Source organism: Mucilaginibacter tolerans (assembly GCF_030519375.1).
Taxonomy (GTDB): domain Bacteria; phylum Bacteroidota; class Bacteroidia; order Sphingobacteriales; family Sphingobacteriaceae; genus Mucilaginibacter.
The window spans coordinates 18,637-37,858 of sequence record NZ_JAUMKB010000005.1; the positions used below are offsets into that span (position 1 = coordinate 18,637).

The 19,222-nt window shown below is 43.8% G+C and carries 12 protein-coding genes; 6 read left to right on the plus strand and 6 right to left on the minus strand.

What is annotated here, in order from left to right; translation table 11 throughout:
- The first annotated feature begins 20 nt into the window (after positions 1–20).
- From Q3A68_RS08360 to Q3A68_RS08375, 4 genes are all read left to right on the plus strand, one after another.
- Positions 21–1,547 carry a RagB/SusD family nutrient uptake outer membrane protein gene (locus Q3A68_RS08360; RefSeq protein WP_302900612.1) on the plus strand — a complete coding sequence of 509 codons (1,527 nt, stop codon included), beginning with the start codon at positions 21–23 and terminating at the stop codon, positions 1,545–1,547.
- Between the two features lie 209 nt (positions 1,548–1,756).
- The gene (locus tag Q3A68_RS08365) at positions 1,757–4,621 is read left to right on the plus strand and encodes a DUF8487 domain-containing protein (protein WP_302900613.1); all 2,865 of its coding nucleotides are present in this window, start codon (positions 1,757–1,759) and stop codon (positions 4,619–4,621) included.
- A gap of 9 nt (positions 4,622–4,630) precedes the next feature.
- On the plus strand, positions 4,631–5,989 hold the full coding sequence (locus Q3A68_RS08370) for a sugar porter family MFS transporter (protein ID WP_302900614.1): 1,359 nt from the start codon (positions 4,631–4,633) through the stop codon (positions 5,987–5,989).
- A gap of 18 nt (positions 5,990–6,007) precedes the next feature.
- Positions 6,008–9,340 (plus strand): tetratricopeptide repeat protein, encoded by a 3,333-nt coding sequence (locus Q3A68_RS08375; RefSeq protein ID WP_302900615.1) that lies wholly within the window; start codon positions 6,008–6,010, stop codon positions 9,338–9,340.
- A gap of 240 nt (positions 9,341–9,580) precedes the next feature.
- On the opposite strand, the gene Q3A68_RS08380 is transcribed toward Q3A68_RS08375, so the two are convergent.
- Together Q3A68_RS08380 and Q3A68_RS08385 are read right to left on the minus strand one after the other, a co-directional pair.
- Entirely contained in the window at positions 9,581–9,985 is a 405-nt protein-coding gene (locus Q3A68_RS08380; protein WP_302900616.1) for a hypothetical protein, read from the minus strand.
- A 7-nt stretch (positions 9,986–9,992) separates the two neighbouring features.
- Positions 9,993–11,432 (minus strand): AAA family ATPase, encoded by a 1,440-nt coding sequence (locus Q3A68_RS08385; protein ID WP_302900617.1) that lies wholly within the window; start codon positions 11,430–11,432, stop codon positions 9,993–9,995.
- Positions 11,433–11,756: 324 nt separating this feature from the next.
- On the opposite strand from Q3A68_RS08385, the gene Q3A68_RS08390 reads away from it, so the two are divergent.
- On the plus strand, positions 11,757–13,313 hold the full coding sequence (locus Q3A68_RS08390; RefSeq protein ID WP_302900618.1) for a Fic family protein: 1,557 nt from the start codon (positions 11,757–11,759) through the stop codon (positions 13,311–13,313).
- Positions 13,314–13,566: 253 nt separating this feature from the next.
- On the opposite strand, the gene Q3A68_RS08395 is transcribed toward Q3A68_RS08390, so the two are convergent.
- Positions 13,567–13,791, minus strand: a complete 225-nt coding sequence (locus Q3A68_RS08395; RefSeq protein ID WP_302900619.1) for a hypothetical protein — start codon at positions 13,789–13,791, stop codon at positions 13,567–13,569.
- A gap of 1 nt (position 13,792) precedes the next feature.
- Positions 13,793–14,809, minus strand: coding sequence for a phage integrase SAM-like domain-containing protein (locus Q3A68_RS08400; RefSeq protein WP_302900620.1), 1,017 nt, complete (start codon positions 14,807–14,809; stop codon positions 13,793–13,795).
- 435 nt (positions 14,810–15,244) lie between these two features.
- Between Q3A68_RS08400 and Q3A68_RS08405 the strand changes: the two genes are divergently transcribed.
- Positions 15,245–15,733 (plus strand): hypothetical protein, encoded by a 489-nt coding sequence (locus tag Q3A68_RS08405; RefSeq protein ID WP_302900621.1) that lies wholly within the window; start codon positions 15,245–15,247, stop codon positions 15,731–15,733.
- A 19-nt stretch (positions 15,734–15,752) separates the two neighbouring features.
- Here the strand turns inward: Q3A68_RS08405 and Q3A68_RS08410 are convergent, their stop codons facing one another.
- Both Q3A68_RS08410 and Q3A68_RS08415 read right to left on the minus strand, forming a co-directional pair.
- Positions 15,753–18,050 (minus strand): tetratricopeptide repeat-containing sensor histidine kinase, encoded by a 2,298-nt coding sequence (locus Q3A68_RS08410; protein ID WP_302900622.1) that lies wholly within the window; start codon positions 18,048–18,050, stop codon positions 15,753–15,755.
- A 257-nt stretch (positions 18,051–18,307) separates the two neighbouring features.
- A complete protein-coding gene (locus Q3A68_RS08415) occupies positions 18,308–19,138 on the minus strand; it encodes a sensor histidine kinase (protein WP_302900623.1) in 831 nt (276 codons plus the stop codon).
- Positions 19,139–19,222: the final 84 nt, after the last annotated feature.

Consider the following 19,222-nt stretch of genomic DNA (forward strand, 5'->3'; position numbering starts at 1 on the left):
ATGAATTAAAAGGAAGAGATATGAAAAAGATATTAATACTTACAATGGCGGCCCTGAGCTTATTTGGCTGCAAAAAAGATGTATTGGAGAAGGTTAACCCTAACCAGATCACGACGGACACCTACTGGAAAACAGAGTCTGATGTGCAGGCAGCGCTTGCGGCAACCTATAGCTTATTCAGAGATGTTAATAGCGGTTACTGGGGAGTTCGCGGCATTGAACTGTCTAACGGGCGGGGTGACGATTTCTTCATCCGCAATGATGTCGCCGACCTCTATCGTCTGTCAACATTTACGAATACGCCTGATGACGGTCCTGTGAACGATTTCTGGAACGGCAGTTACCGGGCAATATTCCGCGCAAATCAAATCATAGAAAATGTGGGAAAGGTGCCGGGCCTGAGTGATGCGTCCAAAGCTGCATATGTATCAGAAGCCAAGTTTTTACGGGGTGTCAATTACTTTAACCTGGTGATCAATTTTGGAGATGTACCACTTCACTTAAAGGTTCCAGTGAGCAAAGATGATTATTTCGTTGCAAAGTCTCCTGAGGCGGATGTTTGGAAACAGGTCATACAGGATTTTACTGATGCAGCCGCAAATCTGCCGGCAAGTTACCCGGCTAATTTTGTTGGACGCGCAACAAAAGGTGCCGCGATTGCCTATATGGGTAAGGCGCAGTTATATACCAAAGATTATGCGGGTGCTGAAACCACCCTTAAGCAATTAACGGCATCGCCGTTCAGTTATTCTTTAATGCCAAATTACCAGGATAATTTCCTGGCCACAACCAAAAATAATGCAGAATCGGTTTTTGAAATTCAGCTTGCTGACGTTGGTGGTACCAACCCCTGGGCAGGCGAAAACGCCAATGAAGCGATCGGCGTAACGACCGCACAGGAGTTCGCCCCCGCGGAAGTTGCCGGATGGTTTGAAGTAAGCCCCACAGATAAGCTATTCAATGAATTTCAGAAGGAAAAAACAGTGGCCAATGATTTTGATCCCAGGATGTATGCCACACTGATATGGAATTATCCGGGCGCGACGTTTTACAATAAACCCTTTACCGATTTCCAATTGTTGTTCGGGTATAGCTCCATGTTTAAGAAATATCAGAATTTTAATCAGAACGGAGAAATTACCGGTGCCAGCGGCGCTTCGGATTACACCTCGAGCAACAATGAAAGGGCCTTGCGATACGCGGATGTGCTATTAATGATCGGCGAAGCGCAGGCGATGCAAGGCAAGACAGCCGAGGCATTTACCTATGTAAAACAGATACGTGACCGCGCAAATTTGCCGGCCATTGCTGTACCAGGCAGCCAGGATGCCATGATGGCCGAAATACGCCACCAGCGCATGATCGAGTTTGCAAGGGAAAATCAGCGGTTTTATGACCTGAAGCGCTGGGGTCTTCTTCAACAGGAGATCGCCAACAGCGATAAGGTCGGAAAGCAATATTTTGTTCCGGGCAAACATGACTATTATCCAATTCCGCAATCAGAGATCAATTCGAACAGCAAGATGGTGCAAAATCCCAAATGGTGAAAAAGATAATCCAGGTAATTTCAAAGAGTGCGCCGGATAGCGCACTCTTTGATACCAGTTTCGATTTTTTTCTTCCGTTCTCTTTAAAAACCAAGTCAGTCGCATAACGAGGTTCGAAAGAATAGTTGACCGTCAAATTAAAGTTACAGCGTTAAAGATTAGAAATCCTTATCTTGATTTTACTGCTACAAACCAATACAATATAAATTATGGAAAGCAAACATCAGCTTATTCTTATTTTAATGGCAAGTCTGCTTACATTTTTTTCCAGTCATGCCGATGCTGGACAAGGTGTTAATACAGTCGACACGATCAGACTTTCCGGCAAATGGAGGTTTCAGACAGATCCCGCAGATGTTGGAGTCAAACAAAAATGGTATAAAAAACAGCTGAAAGGAACGATCAGCCTGCCGGGCTCAATGACCAGCAACCACCTGGGTGACGAAATTACAGTCAATACACCCTGGACAGGAGGAATCGAAGATTCTTCATGGTTCCATAAACCCGAATATGCCAGGTATCGCAAAACGGGGAATATTAAAGTACCATTCTGGCTGCAGCCCGAAAAATATTACAAAGGTGTCGCCTGGTATCAAACGGTGATTAACATCCCGGGCAACTGGCGCGGAAAAGCGGTGGAGTTATTCATTGAGCGCGCGCACTGGACAACCGGAGCATATATTGATGACAAGTTCATAGGAACTGAGAACAGCCTGGGCACACCGCATGATTACCTGTTATTAAATGGCATGGCTCCCGGCCATCACACGCTTTCTGTACGGGTAGATAACCGTATGGGCGAAATCAATGTCGGGAAAAACTCGCACAGTGTTAGTGACCATACCCAGGGTAACTGGAACGGGATGGTAGGTCAGATTTATATGACTGCAAAACCGCGGAGTTTTCTAAAAGATATTCAGCTATACCCGGACATCGACAAGAAGCAAGTTTTGGTCCGGATCGTTCTTGAACAGGACCCCAGGACAGCAAAACAAACCAAATTAACGGTGCAGGCAACTTCGGCTCAAAGCAGCATGTCTTTGCCTGCTATATCAAAGACTAATACCTCAAAAAAATCGTCCGATACGATCAGCATTACATATCCGATGGGCAGCCACCCTGAACTTTGGAGCGAACATCATCCAGGACTATATGTGATGAGGGTCAGTGTGGTCTCGGGTGCAATGCGGGATGTGCGTAAGATCAGCTTTGGAATGCGAAAATTCAGCGCTGCCGGCACCCAATTTCTGATCAATGGTCATCCCACTATGTTACGGGGAACATTAGACTGCGCGGCATTCCCGTTAACGGGCTATCCGCCAACAGATGAGGCCTCATGGCTGCGTATATTAAAAACCTGCAAAGCCTTTGGGTTAAATCATATCCGTTTTCATTCCTGGTGCCCGCCTCAAGCAGCGTTTACTGTAGCTGACAAACTGGGCTTGTATTTCCAGATCGAATGCTCATCGTGGGCAAACCAGGGTGCAGTAATTGGCGATGGTGAACCGCTCGATAAATATATTTATGAGGAAAGCAACAAAATCGTGGAAGCATTTGGAAATCATCCATCTTTCTGCCTGATGGATTACGGGAACGAGCCCGCAGGGGAACACATGACGGAGTATCTTACCCGCTTTGTAAAATATTGGCAGGCGAAAGATCCCAGGCGCCTGTACACGACCGGTTCCGGCTGGCCTATTATTGCCGACGCCGATTATAACAGCACCCCCGATCCGCGTATTCAGCATTGGGGGGAAGGTGTAAACAGCATTCTTAACGGTAAAAAGCCCTCAACTGACTATGACTGGTCCGCAATTATTTCAAAATGGCAGCACCCTACAGTTAGCCATGAGATTGGCCAATGGTGCGTCTATCCGGATTTTAAAGAGATAAGCAAATATAAAGGTGTATTCAAAGCCCATAATTTCGAAATATTCCGTGATAGGCTTGCGGAGAACGGATTAGGCGCTTACGAAGGTCGATTCCTTGACGCTTCAGGCAAATTACAGGCACTTTGCTATAAGGCAGACATCGAGGCAGCATTGCGGACGAAAGGCTTTGGTGGTTTTCAACTGCTGGGACTCGAGGATTTCCCAGGCCAGGGAACGGCGCTGGTAGGTGTGCTTAATGCATTTTACCAGCCCAAGTCGTATATCACAGCGGGAATCTACAACCGGTTTTGTAATGATGTAGTGCCGTTGGCCCGTTTCCCGAAGATGGTTTATATGAATAACGAAAGCCTGGATCTTCCGGTTGAGATTGCGCAATTTTCTGAACATATCCTCAAAGATGTTGCTCCGAATTGGACCATTACAGATGAAACCGGCAAATCAATTTATTCCGGGACATTCGATAAACGCGATATACCCGAAGGCAATGGTATCCCTCTTGGTACAGTAAAGACCGACCTAAATGGTATAAAGCATGCATCGGAATTAACGCTCACAGTGAAAGTAGGAAATTACACTAACGACTGGCGGTTCTTTGTTTATCCAGAACATGTTAAAGAGGCGAATGACCCTGTTATTGTAACAGACAGACTATCTGATGCTGTAATTGCATCGCTTAATCAAGGTGGAAAGGTATTGTTAACCTTTAAAAAAGGAACCCTAAAGGATGAGTTCGGCGGAACGGTAGCTATCGGGTTTTCCAGTATTTTCTGGAATACGGCCTGGACACACGGACAGGCGCCGGAAACGCTCGGCATCCTGTGCGATCCCCATCACCCGGCACTTAAATACTTTCCGACCAGGGGTTATTCTGAATATCAATGGTGGGATGCAATGACACACAGCAGCCCGATTATGCTTGACAGCGTGGCGAAAGGGCTCAACCCGGTTGTACGTGTGATTGATGATTGGGTAAAGGCCAGGTCGCTTTCCCTGTTATTTGAGTGCAGGGTCGGAAAAGGTAAACTTATGGTTTCCGGCATTGATCTTTTGACAGATGTGGCTGGCAGGCCCGAGGCAAGGCAGCTGGCTTACAGCATCGAAAATTATATGAAAAGTGATGAGTTCAATCCAAAAACACAAGTGGATTTAAGCCGGATTATTGCATTATATAAATCAAACTAACTGATAACCGTGGAAGTACTACAAAAAAAGGAAGCTATTAAGTTTAACAACGGTTACATCTTAGGTATATCGTTTATATCAGCCCTGGGGGGCTACCTTTTCGGGTTCGATTTTGCGGTCATCAGCGGGGCTCTGCCATTTTTGAGAACAACCTTTCATCTTTCTTCATGGTGGGAAGGCTTTTTGACGGGCTCGCTTGCGCTTGGCTGCATTGTCGGTTGTCTGGTTGCGGGAAAAATTGCAGACAAATATGGCCGCAGACCAGGGCTTATTTGTTCGGCGGCCATTTTTGCCGTTTCCTCTATGGGGATGGCATTTTCCGCAGAACTCTGGCAATTTATAGCTATGCGTTTCGCGGCCGGTATTGGCGTTGGCATGGCATCTATGCTGAGCCCGCTATATATTGCAGAAATATCCCCAGCCCACACCCGTGGCCGCAATGTGGCGATCAACCAGTTGACAATTGTTCTGGGTATTTTGATCACCAACCTGGTCAATTATTCACTGGCTGACCAGGGTGCCGATAGCTGGCGCGAGATGTTTGGGCTCGGAATTGTTCCGGCGGCACTCTTTTTAGTCGGGTTACTGTTTCTACCCGAAAGTCCCAGATGGTTGTTGAATGCCGGATATACGGAGAGAGCCGCCATAATTCTGTCTAAAATTGGTTCATCTGCTTATGTAGATCAATCCCTCAGGGATATCAATAAAACCGGTATTCATTTTCCAAAGGGTACATACCGTGATGTTTTTGCAAAAAGCGTGCGGCCTGCGGTCATTGTCGGGATAACATTGGCTGTGTTTCAGCAACTCTGCGGGATTAATGTTGTGTTTAATTACACATCGACTATTTTCAAATCAGTCGGCGCTAGTCTTGACCGCCAGTTGTTTGAAACCGTGGCAATAGGATTAGTCAACACGCTATTTACTTTACTGGCAATGTGGCAGGTGGATAAGCTGGGCCGGCGACCATTAATGCTCACGGGATCACTGGGTTTGTCTATTGTGTATATAGCCCTCGCATTTTTGTTAGGACATCATGCAAGTACCGGACTGGTCTCGATATTTGTTTTGGTGGCGATCGGCTTATATGCCACCTCACTGGCACCTGTGACATGGGTCATTATTGCAGAAATATTTCCGAACCAAATACGCGGTGTGGCCTCGTCAGTGGCGATAGTCAGTTTATGGATCGCGTATTTTATATTGGTTTTCACCTTTCCCATTCTCGCGGAATATCTGGGTACCTACGGCCCATTTTACCTGTACGCCGGGATTTGCTTTTGTGGCTTTTTCTTCATCAGGTTTAAAGTAAAAGAAACCAAGGGGCAAACCCTTGAAGAGTTAGAACAAAATTTTATTGGACATTAATTACAATTATATTTTTATATGGAAGTTTCAATATGGCAAGAGGAAGTTTTGTTGCCTACCTATCGCACCGGATCACCTGATAAAAACCCCATGTTCTTTGAGAACCGGGTTTACCAGGGAAGCAGCGGCGTTGTTTACCCGAACCCGGTGATCGAATCCATTGAGGACGAAAAAACCGACCAGCCCTACCAGGCACTTTTTCTTGAAAACAAATATTTGAAGATCATGATACTGCCGGAAATAGGTGGACGGGTCCATATGGCCTTTGATAAGATAGCCAACCGTCATTTCATTTATTATAACCAGGTAATTAAGCCGGCGCTGGTCGGCCTTTGCGGGCCATGGATTTCGGGAGGGATTGAATTCAACTGGCCTCAACATCATCGCCCAAGTACTTTCGAACCAATAGATTATCTGATAGAAGAAAACAACGACGGCAGCAAGACCGTATGGGTAAGCGAGGTCGAAAAAATGTTTCATACCAAAGGTATGGCAGGTTTTACATTATACCCTGACAAGGCTTACCTGGAAATAAAAGCGCAGTTATATAACCGGACCAATCTTCCCCAGACCTTTTTGTGGTGGGCAAACCCGGCCGTCCAGGTGAATGAGTATTATCAATCCATCTTTCCGCCTGACGTGCACGCCGTATTTGACCATGGAAAACGGGATGTTTCATCATTCCCGATTGCAACCGGCACTTACTATAAGGTCGATTACTCACCAGGTACTGATATTTCCCGGTATAAGAACATCCCTGTTCCCACATCGTATATGGCAGTCGGTTCTTCCTATAATTTTGTCGGTGGCTATGAGCATGATAAAAAGGCCGGGATGTTGCACGTAGCAGACCACCATGTATCACCCGGAAAGAAGCAGTGGACATGGGGCAACGGCGATTTCGGCGTCGCCTGGGACAGAAACCTGACCGACGAAGATGGGCCGTATATCGAATTAATGACGGGCGTTTACACGGATAATCAACCAGATTTTACCTGGATAATGCCGAATGAAGAAAAGTCCTTTACGCAATATTTTCTTCCTTACCGCGAAGTCGGCATGGTCAGGAACGCCACGAAAGATATTTTGCTTGGGCTGGACACCGAAGGTGATACCGTTACACTTCGGGTTTTCGCTACTTCAGAACAACGTGCATTGAATATCAGGCTTAAAATGGGTAATGAATTATTATTCGAAGAAACATCTGTTATTTCGCCCGAAAAGATATTTGAAAAGTCATTAAAGATAATCCCTTTGGATCCCGAAAAGTTGCGTGTTTCGGTGTCCGATCACGAAAACAGGGAACTTTTAGCCTATCAACCTGATCCGGGTGACGGAGCACCGGCGATTCCGGATCCGGCGTCGCCTGCTCTCGAGCCAAAAGACATTGAAAGCCTTGAACAGCTTTTTCTTACCGGCCAGCACCTGGAGCAATACAGACATGCAACCTACAGCCCGGTACCCTATTATCAGGAGGCGCTGTCAAGGGAACCAGGCGACATCAGAAACAATAATGCATTGGGCGTTTGGTATCTACGGAGGGGACGATTTGAAATTAGCCAAAGTTATTTCAGGAAAGCAACTGGAACGGCTACCCAACGAAATCCCAATCCATATGATGGTGAGCCTTATTACAACCTCGGAATGTCTCTTCATTATCAACAAAGAACCCATGAGGCTTATGATGCATTTTTCAAGTCAGCATGGAGCAGCGCTTGGCAGGACAGTGCCTATTTCGCACTGGCACGGATCGATATTTCACGGGGTGACCATGAGCTTGCATTAGAACATATTGACTGGTCGATCGATAGGAACGCCAGAAACGGCAGAGCCTATTTGGTAAAGGTACATGCCTTGCGCAAACTCAATAGAATAAAGGAAGCTATAACCGCTGCTGAACAGGCATTAAACCGTGACCATTTTAACTTGAGCGTGCTATTTGAACTGTACTTTTGCTACCTCGAGCAAGGCGATCAAAAGCTCGCTGAAGGAATTATTGATAATTTACTAAAATTGAGCAGAGGCAACGCGCATACGCTGATCGATTTTTCGATTGAGTTTGCCGATCTGGGCCTGTTCAGTCAGGCCATCGAGTTGATCCTTCATACCACACCGACCGAATTAAATTCGCCGTTGATTAATTATTATCTAGCTTATTACTGGCAAAAGGCAGGGAACCCGGACCAAAGCTATATGTACCTGATGAAGGCAGCCGGGTCTGAACTTGGCATTTGTTTTCCGAATCGCCTGGAAGATATTTTGGTCTTGCAGTATGCCATAAAAAATATTGTTTCGGATGCAAAAGCACTTTACTGTTTGGGAAATCTGTGGTACGACAAGAAACAGTATGAGGAAGCAATGAATTGCTGGGAAAAAGCTATTGTGGTCTCACCCTCTTTCCCCACAGCTTACCGAAACCTTGCGATAGCAGTTTACAATAAGCGGAAACAACCCGAGACGGCGCTTAATTTATTTGAAAAGGCATTTCTGTGCGACCCCTCCGACGCAAGGGTACTAATGGAACTGGACCAGCTTTACAAAAGGATCAATAAGCCCGCTTTATGGCGGCTGGACAATTTAAAAAAGTATCCATCACTTGTTGGGCAAAGAGACGATCTGTATCTGGAGATTGTTTCACTGGAAAATTTTTCCGGCAATTTTGAATTGGCTTATAAACTACTGATGAACAGGAAGTTCCACCCATGGGAAGGCGGTGAAGGCAAAGTATCGGGCCAGTATGTTTACAGTCTTACAGAACTTGCCAAACAGGATATTGCCGATGGCTTGTTTGAAAGAGCCATAGGTCGGTTGAACGAGGCACAACACTTTCCCCATAGCCTTGGTGAAGGTAAACTTTATGGCGCCCGGGAAAATGATATTTTTTACTGGTTGGGTAATGCTTATGCCTGCATGGGAGATGTCGTTAATGCCGAGATCAATTGGAAAAAGGCATCCATGGGGCTGACCGAGCCAAACGCTGCCGTATTTTATAATGATCAGCAACCCGATAAGATATTTTACCAGGGTCTTGCCTGGGAGAAACTAGGGGAATCCTCTAAGGCAGAAGGCATCTTCCGCAACCTGGCAGAATACGGCGAACGAAATCAGCATAATGAAGTAAGGATAGATTATTTTGCCGTTTCCCTGCCCGATCTGCTGATCTTTGATGATGACCTGCAAAAAAGAAATTATTTGCATTGCCGGTACATTTCCGGTCTCGGATACCTCGGGTTAAGAAAATACAACATGGCAGAGCAGATACTAAAGGAAGTACTTAACGAAGATGCGATGCATTTCGGCGCAGAAACGCATTTGAAGTCGCTAGCTTACTGGATATTGCGGGAAGCTTGACCAGAGTATTCCGTGCTTTTGGGGACACCAGGTTGTGTTAGCAGTTAAGAAGATCGCAATTAATAATCAATAAATTAATATGTTCAATGTGTCACGGAATTATTGATCACCAATTTCCGAAATTAGCTGGTCAAAGCCTCCGTATCTTCCACTTACCCCCTTGCGCCGGGTTTCAACACGAATCTCGATATAGTGATCACATCACCATTTTGCGGTTTGGTTTCCCAATACGCCGAGGCTTCATCCAAAAGCACAATAAGTGATCCGCTGACCAGGGACGTTGTTACGACCATAATTACAAAATTTAGCCGGCGGTGCTAAAAGCTGGTCTATATCGGTTAAATAACCCAGTTCCCGCCTCTGAGCCTTAAGGATGCGATTGTTGTTTGAAATCCTTACGAAAAATTTAGGGAGTTCGGCTGCGGTAGATAGCGGCTTTAAATTGAAGAATGTGGTAACATTTTGTTTGAGTTTTTCAACTTCAGTATCATTAAGGTCCTGTATTTTTCCAAACAGGCTTCTATAATACTCCAATATCTTTTTGATCTCGGGAAGTGGATTGAGGTTCATCACTTCCCGGTTAGTCAAGTTATTGGCGATCTTCTCAACCAAACCAAATTCATCAAACACCGGAGTTAACTTCATTCGACTTTTATAATGGGTTAAACAAGCTATCCATGGTAACTTCCTGCTGAATAAGACCAGGATATGCAATCCCATTTTTTACCCCATATGTCGTCATCATTGTAAGAAACAGGGTCTTTCTGGTTTTCGTTTGGGCCTGAAACACCTTTTGCTTGCTATCAAGTTCTTTGGCATAAGATTTACTTATTTCAAACACATCTGAGGCAAATTTCATTTCACAAAGATTGATGCATCCATCAGCCCGATCTATCAGCATATCAATTTGAGCCCCCTGTTCACTTGCACTTTTGGGTTGATACCGCCAAACGGAAACTTCGGCATATACATTTTTGATACCGATGGCTTGTTTGATCTGGTCTATATGCTTTATGCAAACGCTTTCAAATGCGGTCCCGCTCCAACTTTTCCAGGATGAGCCCGTGGAAAACATCAACCAGGTACCCGGTCCTTGGGCCCGGCTATTTTCAATAAACTTGATGTAGAACAGTGAATATTCATCTGTAAGCTTATATAGGCTATCCTTTGTCGTTTTGCCAAAGGGTACGTAAGGCGTAATAAATCCGGATTCAGAAAGTTCGTTCAATATTTGGCTGGCATATCCGCCTGAAGTTAATTTACAGGCTTCTATAATTTCATTTCGGCTTAATCCTTTTCCTTTCTGCGCCAGCGCCCTGATTACACTAATATGATTATCGGCGCTGTCAAACAATGAATAATATAGATTTTTGAATTCATCGTTAAGTAATCCATCCTTTGTAAAACACAGCTTATCGATCACTTGGGCGGCACTGTTTCCAGGTTCTACCTCTTTTAAGTATTGGGGAATCCCCCCCATGGCCATATATAGCTGCAATATTTGGTAACGATCAAGTTTAATTTTGCGTGATCGTAAATATTCGGCCGTTTCAGCAATGGTAAAGGGCAATAATCGTATTCTTCGGGTAACCCTATTGTGTAACCCGCCCCGGTTATTGATTACTTTTTTGATCATCCAGGATGCCGCCGAGCCGCAGATCACCACGACCAAATTTTTTTCCTTTGAAGCCCAGCTATTCCAAAAGTATTCAAAAGCGGGCAAAAACCCTGATCTGGGGCTATTAATCCAGGGAAATTCGTCAAAGAATACAATTTGCCGCTCTTTTTTTACCAATGGGGTCAGATACTGTGTGAGCATCAGGAATGCCTGTGTCCAACTATCAGGCTTTGCTAACTTTAAGCCGCCGCTTGCGTTTGTCAACGCAAGCGCAAAGGTTTCTAACGCCTGGCTCAATAGTGCGTTATGTGTACCGCTAAATTCAAAGGCCAGCTTTTTACTGAAGCCATTTCTGATCAAAAATGTTTTGCCAATCCTTCTTCGACCGTAAACTGCCAGCAATTCAGCCTCTCGTGACCTTTCAATTTTTTTTAATAGCAGCTTTTCTTCAGTTCTTCCTATCACAGTTTCCATAGCAAATAAATGAGTTTTGGCGTAATATAGATTTTTATATTACGCCAAAAGTAGTAAAAAAATATGAGTTTTGGCGCGATATAAGTTTTTATATCGCGCCAAAACTCCAAAAAATAATGTATTGACCCATTTAACACAACATTATTTGCTAAATTTACTACGTCAATATTTGCTAAATTTACCACATCAACATTTGCTAAGTTTATTACAGCGTTGTTTGCTAAAATTACCACAACAATGTTTACTAAATTTACCGCGAGGGGGTTTGCTAATTTTGCACTATTGGACTAATACTTAAAAGAAGAACCCTCAACATATTTAATCATGGCAAAGTTACAGGAAAGGTTTGCAGAAGCGTTAAAGGCATTAAAAAGTCTTCAGGACAAAGGAATAGTAGCTATTTATACCGACGATATTCCTTCCAGAATGTATCGCGAAATATTAACCAGGCAAGGCTTCCTAAAGGAAGTGACCAAAGGTTGGTATATTTCGTCCAATCCGGCAGAAAAGCCTGGTGAAACGACTTCATGGTATAGTTCTTACTGGGAGTTCTGTGCCAGGTTTATTGAAAGTAAATATGAGAATGACTGGTGTCTTTCAGCAGATCAGTCATTAGCTATTCATGCGGGTAACTGGGCAGTGCCACAACAATTAGTTGTCCGATCCCCGCAGGCAAATAACCGGCCCACGCCGCTTCCGCATAACACCTCGCTGTTCAATCACAAAGGTGAATTACCACCTGCTGATCAAATGACCACTGAACGCGGATTAAGAATTTATAACCTGCAGGCCGCCCTAATTTATTGCACAGTCAGCGCATTTGGCAATACCGGCCTGAACGCCAGGACGACATTATCACTCATACGCGATGCCTCTGAATTGCTACCCGTTCTTCTTGACAAAGGACACACCACGATCGCGGGGAGGCTGGCAGGGGCTTTCAGAAATATCCAACGGGATAAAATAGCCGATCAAATTATCGAGTCTATGAAGCAAGCAGGATATGACGCCCGCGAAGAAGACCCATTTCAAAGCAAGCTGTCAATTGATCTATCGCAGCGTGAGCGCTCCCCTTTTGTCAACCGGATAAAGCTGATGTGGCAGCAAATGCGTGAAACCGTTATACGCGATTTTCCGGCTGCACCAGGCATTTCAAAAGATCATGAATCGTATTTAAAAGATGTCGACGCCATTTATATTACAGATGCTTATCACTCTCTTTCTATAGAGCGATATAAGGTTACACCTGAATTAATCGAGCGGGTAATGGCCGGTAAATGGGATGCTCAAATAAATGAAGAAGATAAAAAGCAGCAGGATGCGATGGCGGCAAGGGGATATTACCAAGCATTCCAGTTAGTAAAAGAGTCCATCATCAAAATCATGGAGGGCGCCAATCCCGGGAAACAAATTGATGCCGATCACCAGCGATGGTACCGGCAGCTTTTTGACCCCAGTGTTGTTGCCGGGATATTAAAAGCCTCTGATTTAGCAGGCTATCGCAGTCACCAGGTTTATATTGGTAATTCGCAGCATGTGCCTTTAAGCGTCGACGCCATGAGGGATGCGATGCCTGTTTTCTTTGAATTGTTAGCAAACGAGCCTGAAGCATCGGTCAGAGCTGTCCTCGGTCATTTCATTTTTGTATTTATTCATCCCTATATGGACGGCAACGGAAGGATGGGCAGGTTTTTAATGAATGCCATGCTGGCGTCCGGCGGTTACCCCTGGACAGTCATTCCGGTTGAGAAACGTGACGAATATATGAAAGCACTGGAACGCGCAAGTACTGAACAAGACGTCAGTTCATTCTCACAGTTTATAAGTTATTTAGTTAAACAAGGCATGAATGGCACCCCGGTTGCGGCGCTGCCTAAATGAGCGGGTATAGAAATTTGAAAAAGCAGACGGTTTTATCACCGGCATGCGACTGATATGAAATACAGCGATTCCAGTTTATACATGTAAATTTTTGAACAGATAATCGGATAATAACCGATTATCTATTGATTTTTTTTTACAGAAACGGCGGCTGTCCTGGTGGTGAAACCGACAGCCGCCGATGGGGCCCCGGCAATCGCCGGGGCAGCCGGGCAATTTTCCCGCCCGGCGCGTCCTGATGACGATTACTGTTTTATGGCTTGTTGCGCATCTGCCTGCGGATAAATTCGTCAAAAAGCCGTTCCCGGTTGCGCTGTTCTACTTTCCGTTTTGCCCGTTTATGACAGCCCCAAATAAATAATGCCCAGATGCCGAAGGCAACGGCGAACAGCGGATATGGGTTGGGCGCATTTAACGCACCGAACATACAACCTGTGGAAATGCCACAGGTGAATATAAAATAGATGATGGTTTTCATATTAGTTGACTTTAATGGGCTGTGTCCTGAACTCCTGCAGGTTGAGGAAAAAGCCCCAGTTAAACAAAATGCCCTCACGGAACAGTTGCCATAAAAGCGATGCCCCGCAATTGGCTAAAGCGGAATTGATAAATAATTCCTGCTTGGTGAGTGCCTCGGCCAAAGAACAGCTTGGCGTATTGTCGGCTTCGCCTGCCTGTAACAGTTCCTTAAATTCTTCGGTCACCATCTGCAACGTGTCGATGGGCTGGTATTGTTCAGATGCAGGTTGTTTGATTTTATCGAGGGTAGATAATACGACCTGACCGCTTACCCGGCTATTGCCATAGTCCATCCAGTACAATGCCCGGTCACGGCCATGATACTGCCGGGCGATGGTGGTCAATATGTCGGCAATCTCAAAACGTGTGTCTACTTTGTCCACGCAGGAAATGGTGAGGGTAGCCGTAAAATCTGACGATTTGTTAGACAACTGTTTTTCGAATTTGACCGTTTGGGCTTTCCAGCTCGTACCGAAAAAACGGTTAATTCGCGTCATGATGCGATCTCTACGCAGCCATTTCTCATACTGATAAAGCATCGCGGCGTTGATCTCCAGCATTGAAATGCGGTCTTTCCCAAAATAGTCGATCAGGCTGTTTTTAATTTTCGAATGGTTCTTCGCTGTGCCGTCGCGGCCGTCTTCCTTCAGCGCATTGACGTGGTGTGTGCAGAATTTAACAAAGTCAACTTCTTCATCCTTGCCCTCCAAAAAATCTTTGAGATTATCGCAGGTCATGAAATCGAGCTTCGGCCCGAGGTTGGTGATCGTTTTTCGATAATCCGCCAGAGTAATGGAAAGTTCATCGAGGATAAATTTATCCTTGATTTTAAGATACCTGTCCAACTGACGGGCGGACAGGAAATGTTGGGTGTCAATAACCCCTTTTTTCTTTTGATGGTAGACCTTGATCTTTACATTGTAGGTCCCATCTGTTCTTTTGAATTCTTCATAAACAACAGCCTTTACGAGTGCCATAATTTAAAAAATTGGGCACGTAAAAAGAGCATGAGACGCAGGGCTAAAAACTAACCCGACACTTTTCCGACACTTTTTACGTGAAGTTCAACAAAAAATCATGTAAGTCCTGACGTTTTGAAGTTTCTACGGCGTCAGTACCGCCTCGGTGAAAACCGCTCAAATATAACAAAAAAGGGCAGTTTTCGCCAGAAAATGCCCTTTTTAAAAAAGTGCGCCCACCTGGGCTCGAACCAGGGACCAAAAGATTATGAGTCTTTAGGTAAAAATTAAAGAATGGCAGGATGACCCTCTATTTAGTGTATCATCCGCCATTACGCTAAATATGGTGTATTCACCGACACCACAAATGAATTAACTAACTAATAATAAGATAGTTAAAATATGGAACATTAGTTGCGTACCATCAGCATGTCAATTAATAATAGCAAGCAAATGGAACGAAGAATTCGAATCAACTCAAAACCTAAATCAGATAGTCTCCAGACAATAATATTTGCGGGCGTAGTAGCAGGGTTGCTCGACGGTGTGGAGGCATCGGTAATGTTAAATATAAAACTCGGTTTAAATCCTGGCCAGGTTATGCAATATGTGGCAAGCGGGCTTTTTGGTGAAGCGGCCTTTAAGGGTGGTGTCCCAATGATCTTAATTGGCATATTATTGCATTTTGGAATAGCTATTACAACCACAGCTATCTATTTTTTTACATATCCTAAAATTAAAATCCTTCGTTATTCCCCTATTATGTCGGGCCTGCTACTAGGCTTATGTGCCTGGATAGTTATGAATCTAATAGTGGTTCCGCTAAGCAAAACTCCGCCTGCTTCTTTCGGAACAGGCGATGCGATAATCGGAATTATCTGGCACATGATTTTGGTGGGATTGCCTATTTCTTTCATCATCAAAAGACACTTTGATAAATAAAATAATTGTAAGGCCCCAATTATAGTGCTGCCAACTTCTCAGCAACTGGCTTAAAGGTGTTTTCAATTTTAAACTTTATAGTTATGACAACACCTGGGTCATTTTTAATCTCAAAGCTACCACCCAGTTGTTTGCTCAGAGCTCTCATCATTTCCATGCCTAACGACGATGTTGCTGCCAGGTCAAAATCTGCAGGCAACCCTTTACCATTATCAGCAATAATAAGGCTGATCGTTTCAGAGTCAATTAAATGACCTTCTATCATTATCTCCCCGCCATCCTTATCAAAGGCATATTTGATGGAATTCGTAATCGCTTCGTTCAATATCAGGCCCAGCGGTACCGCCTGGGATATATCCAGATTTATCGGATCTATCGCTTCTTTAAACCTGATCTTTAGACGGCTGCAATCGTAACACGCATAGAGATGCCGTACCAGGTCATCAACGTAATCAGACATTACAACAGTCGCTACATTGCTCTTGCTATAAAGCTTTTGATGAATAATAGAGATGGCTTGTACGCGGTTTTGGCTATCCCTGATCGCATCGATAGCATCTGTATTTTGTAAATAGGCAGATTGTGTATACAGCAGGCTCATCACTATTTGCAGGTTATTTTTAACACGATGATGAACTTCTTTGAGCAGCCATTCTTTTTCGGTCACGAGGTCTTCCAGTTGTTCATTTTTGTGAGTAATTAGTTTGTTTTGCAGCGTGACAGTTTGATTATTCTTTTTCCGCAGCCTGCTTTGCCGGTATAATAGCCCTGCTATAATTAAAACTAACACGATGCCCCCAATGGTAACATTCTTCATCAGGTTAGCCCGTTGCAGGTTGCTTTTATCCAATGCGGCCCTTTGACTTAGCAGTTTGATGCTATCTTCTTTTTGCCTGGTTTCAAATTGAACGGCTAGTTTTTTTGCATTATCTTCCTTCGCCTTCCTCAAGTCAAATTCCTGTGCATTATGATAGAAGCTCAAATGCTTGATAGCTGAGAAATAATCACCGGTTGCTGAATCCGCAAGGAAAAGCAAATAATTTAAGTGGCTTTTTACCGACGATGCCAACACATTGTTCTTATGATTAACGACAAAATTTAAAAAAGGCTTGGCTTTCTCATACTGTTTTGATTCAACGTAAAGCTGACCAATATCCTTATAAAGAGACACATATGGATCTGCCTGAGTTTTATTTATCTTTAACGCTGTTAAAAATGCTTCTTCAGCTTTGTTATAGGCTTTCATATCGCGATAAATATTACCGAGTAACATGTCATCCTCAATCTTATCGCTGATGTTTGTTGCGGGGTATTCAGCCTGCATGCGCCGGACATAATTGACTGCCTCAGAATACCTTTTCATTTTTCGTAACGCACGCACGGGCAGAATAAAAACTAAGCGTTGATTTAAGCAAAACATGCCCGCATGTATTTTCAGATAATCTATAGCTAACTTCCCAAGATCAAGGCCCTTTTGGTAGTTTCCGTTATTGAAAGAGACCATTCCATATATAAAATAGATGTCGCCAGCAATGAGCGTGTCTCTCGTAGCCTTCATCGTTTTTATTGCTTCCTGACTGTAGTATTCTGCCTTGTCGGGATGACCGGTATAAAAATAATAACCTGCCAGGACATTAAATGTGTACTGTAAAGAAGGATATTTCAAAGCGCGGTATCTCTTCAATGCTTCGAGAAATTCGTTCTCAGGATCTCCTTTTGATTGAACCATGTCGATGTAGGCTTTATCCTTAAGCGCGAGTATTTCATACAATGGCAAATGAAATTGAGTACTTAGGCGTCGCGCTTCGCCGGCAAAATAGAGCCCTTTTTCCCATGCGGCTTTCTGGTCAGAAGCGTCCATTATACCATATTTATAGCTTAAGTTCAGATATAATGCAGCTTTGGCTATGTCTTTTAACGCGGGGAGAATGTTTTCCGCAGCCTGCATATTATTCTGGTAAGTATAAATGTCAGCTATAAACAATAAAGCCTCATCGGTACTTTTTTTATCATGGTATTTAATACTTGAATCACGCGCTGCCGTCCCAAAACTCAGTGCACGTTTCAAATCTGCATCGCGACGCAACGGCTTATTCAGATAAAGATTTGTTAGCCTAAGAAGTATATTTATTTTATTCTTGCCATAAACACTTCCAAGTTGTGTTAACAGGACTTGTTCATTTGCAGGATTCTCAGGTTGCGGAGAGGGATAGTACTGACCCAGTGCTGCTAACGGGAGTAATAATAAGATGACTAAAGCCCGTGCACTATTGCGATCGACTAAAAGATTTTTTAGATAGAATAATAACGATTGCATATGCATGTCATATTTGTATTTAATAAGATTGTTCTTAAAAACAATAGAGCATTACAGAAAAAGAAAAAAAGAATGATTTATTTTCAGATATCAGCGATCCGATCTTCTAATAGGATATTAAAGTCGAAATTTCCGACCGACTCTGCAACCGTTATCCTGTTACAGAATTTCCCCAGGTAAATCCCATCAAAAGTAAATAAAAATAAACGAATGCTAACCGTTAAGCACCGCTACATCACCCCTCGAAGGCTTTAATGTTAAGCCATTTTTAATTCACTTTCGATCTTAAATAGTACAGTTATGACCACACCCCGATTCCCGCTGATCTCAAAACTGCCGCCTAGTTGCTTGCTGAGTGTTTTCATCATTTCCATCCCTAACGATGAAGTATCGGTTATATTAAAATCGTAGGGCAACCCTTTGCCATTGTCGGCAATTGTAAGTTTAACGGTATCCGCACTCAAAATACGGCCTTCGATAATTATTTCTCCACCGTCTGACCTAAAAGCGTACTTAATGGCATTTGTTATCGCTTCGTTTAGTATTAGACCCATTGGCACCGCCTGTGAAATATCCAGGCTCACCGGCTCTACAATCTCTCTTAATATGATGTTCCTATAAGTACAATCGTAACAGGCGCAAAGATGCCTCACCAGGTCGCTAACATAATCATTCATTAAAATTGTTGCTACGTTGGTCTTACTATAAAGCTTCTGATGAATTATTGAGATCGCTTGCACCCTGTTCTGACTATTCCTTATTGCATCGATCGCATCGGTGTTTTGCAAATACGCAGCTTGCGTATATAGCAGACTCATGACCATTTGCAAGTTATTCTTTACACGATGATGAACTTCTCTGAGCAACCACTCCTTTTCAACTATTAGACTCTCCTGCTGTTTTAGTAGCACCTCATTATCTTTTAACAATCTCTCTTCTTCCTTCGCTAGTTCCAACAGCTCCTCGTTCTGACGGTTAATTTGATCCTGCTTGGTCTGAAGACGAAAATTAGTCCGCTGTTTATTACGGTAAGTGGTGTAAAACAAAACGGCAAGTATAATAGTGACCAGGATACCTGCAATTGTCATGTTTCCCCGATTTGTATTTTGACCGGTCTTATTAAGTTTAAAAAGCAGGACGTCAGGATTTTGAGCGCTGGCTGTTGCGCAAAA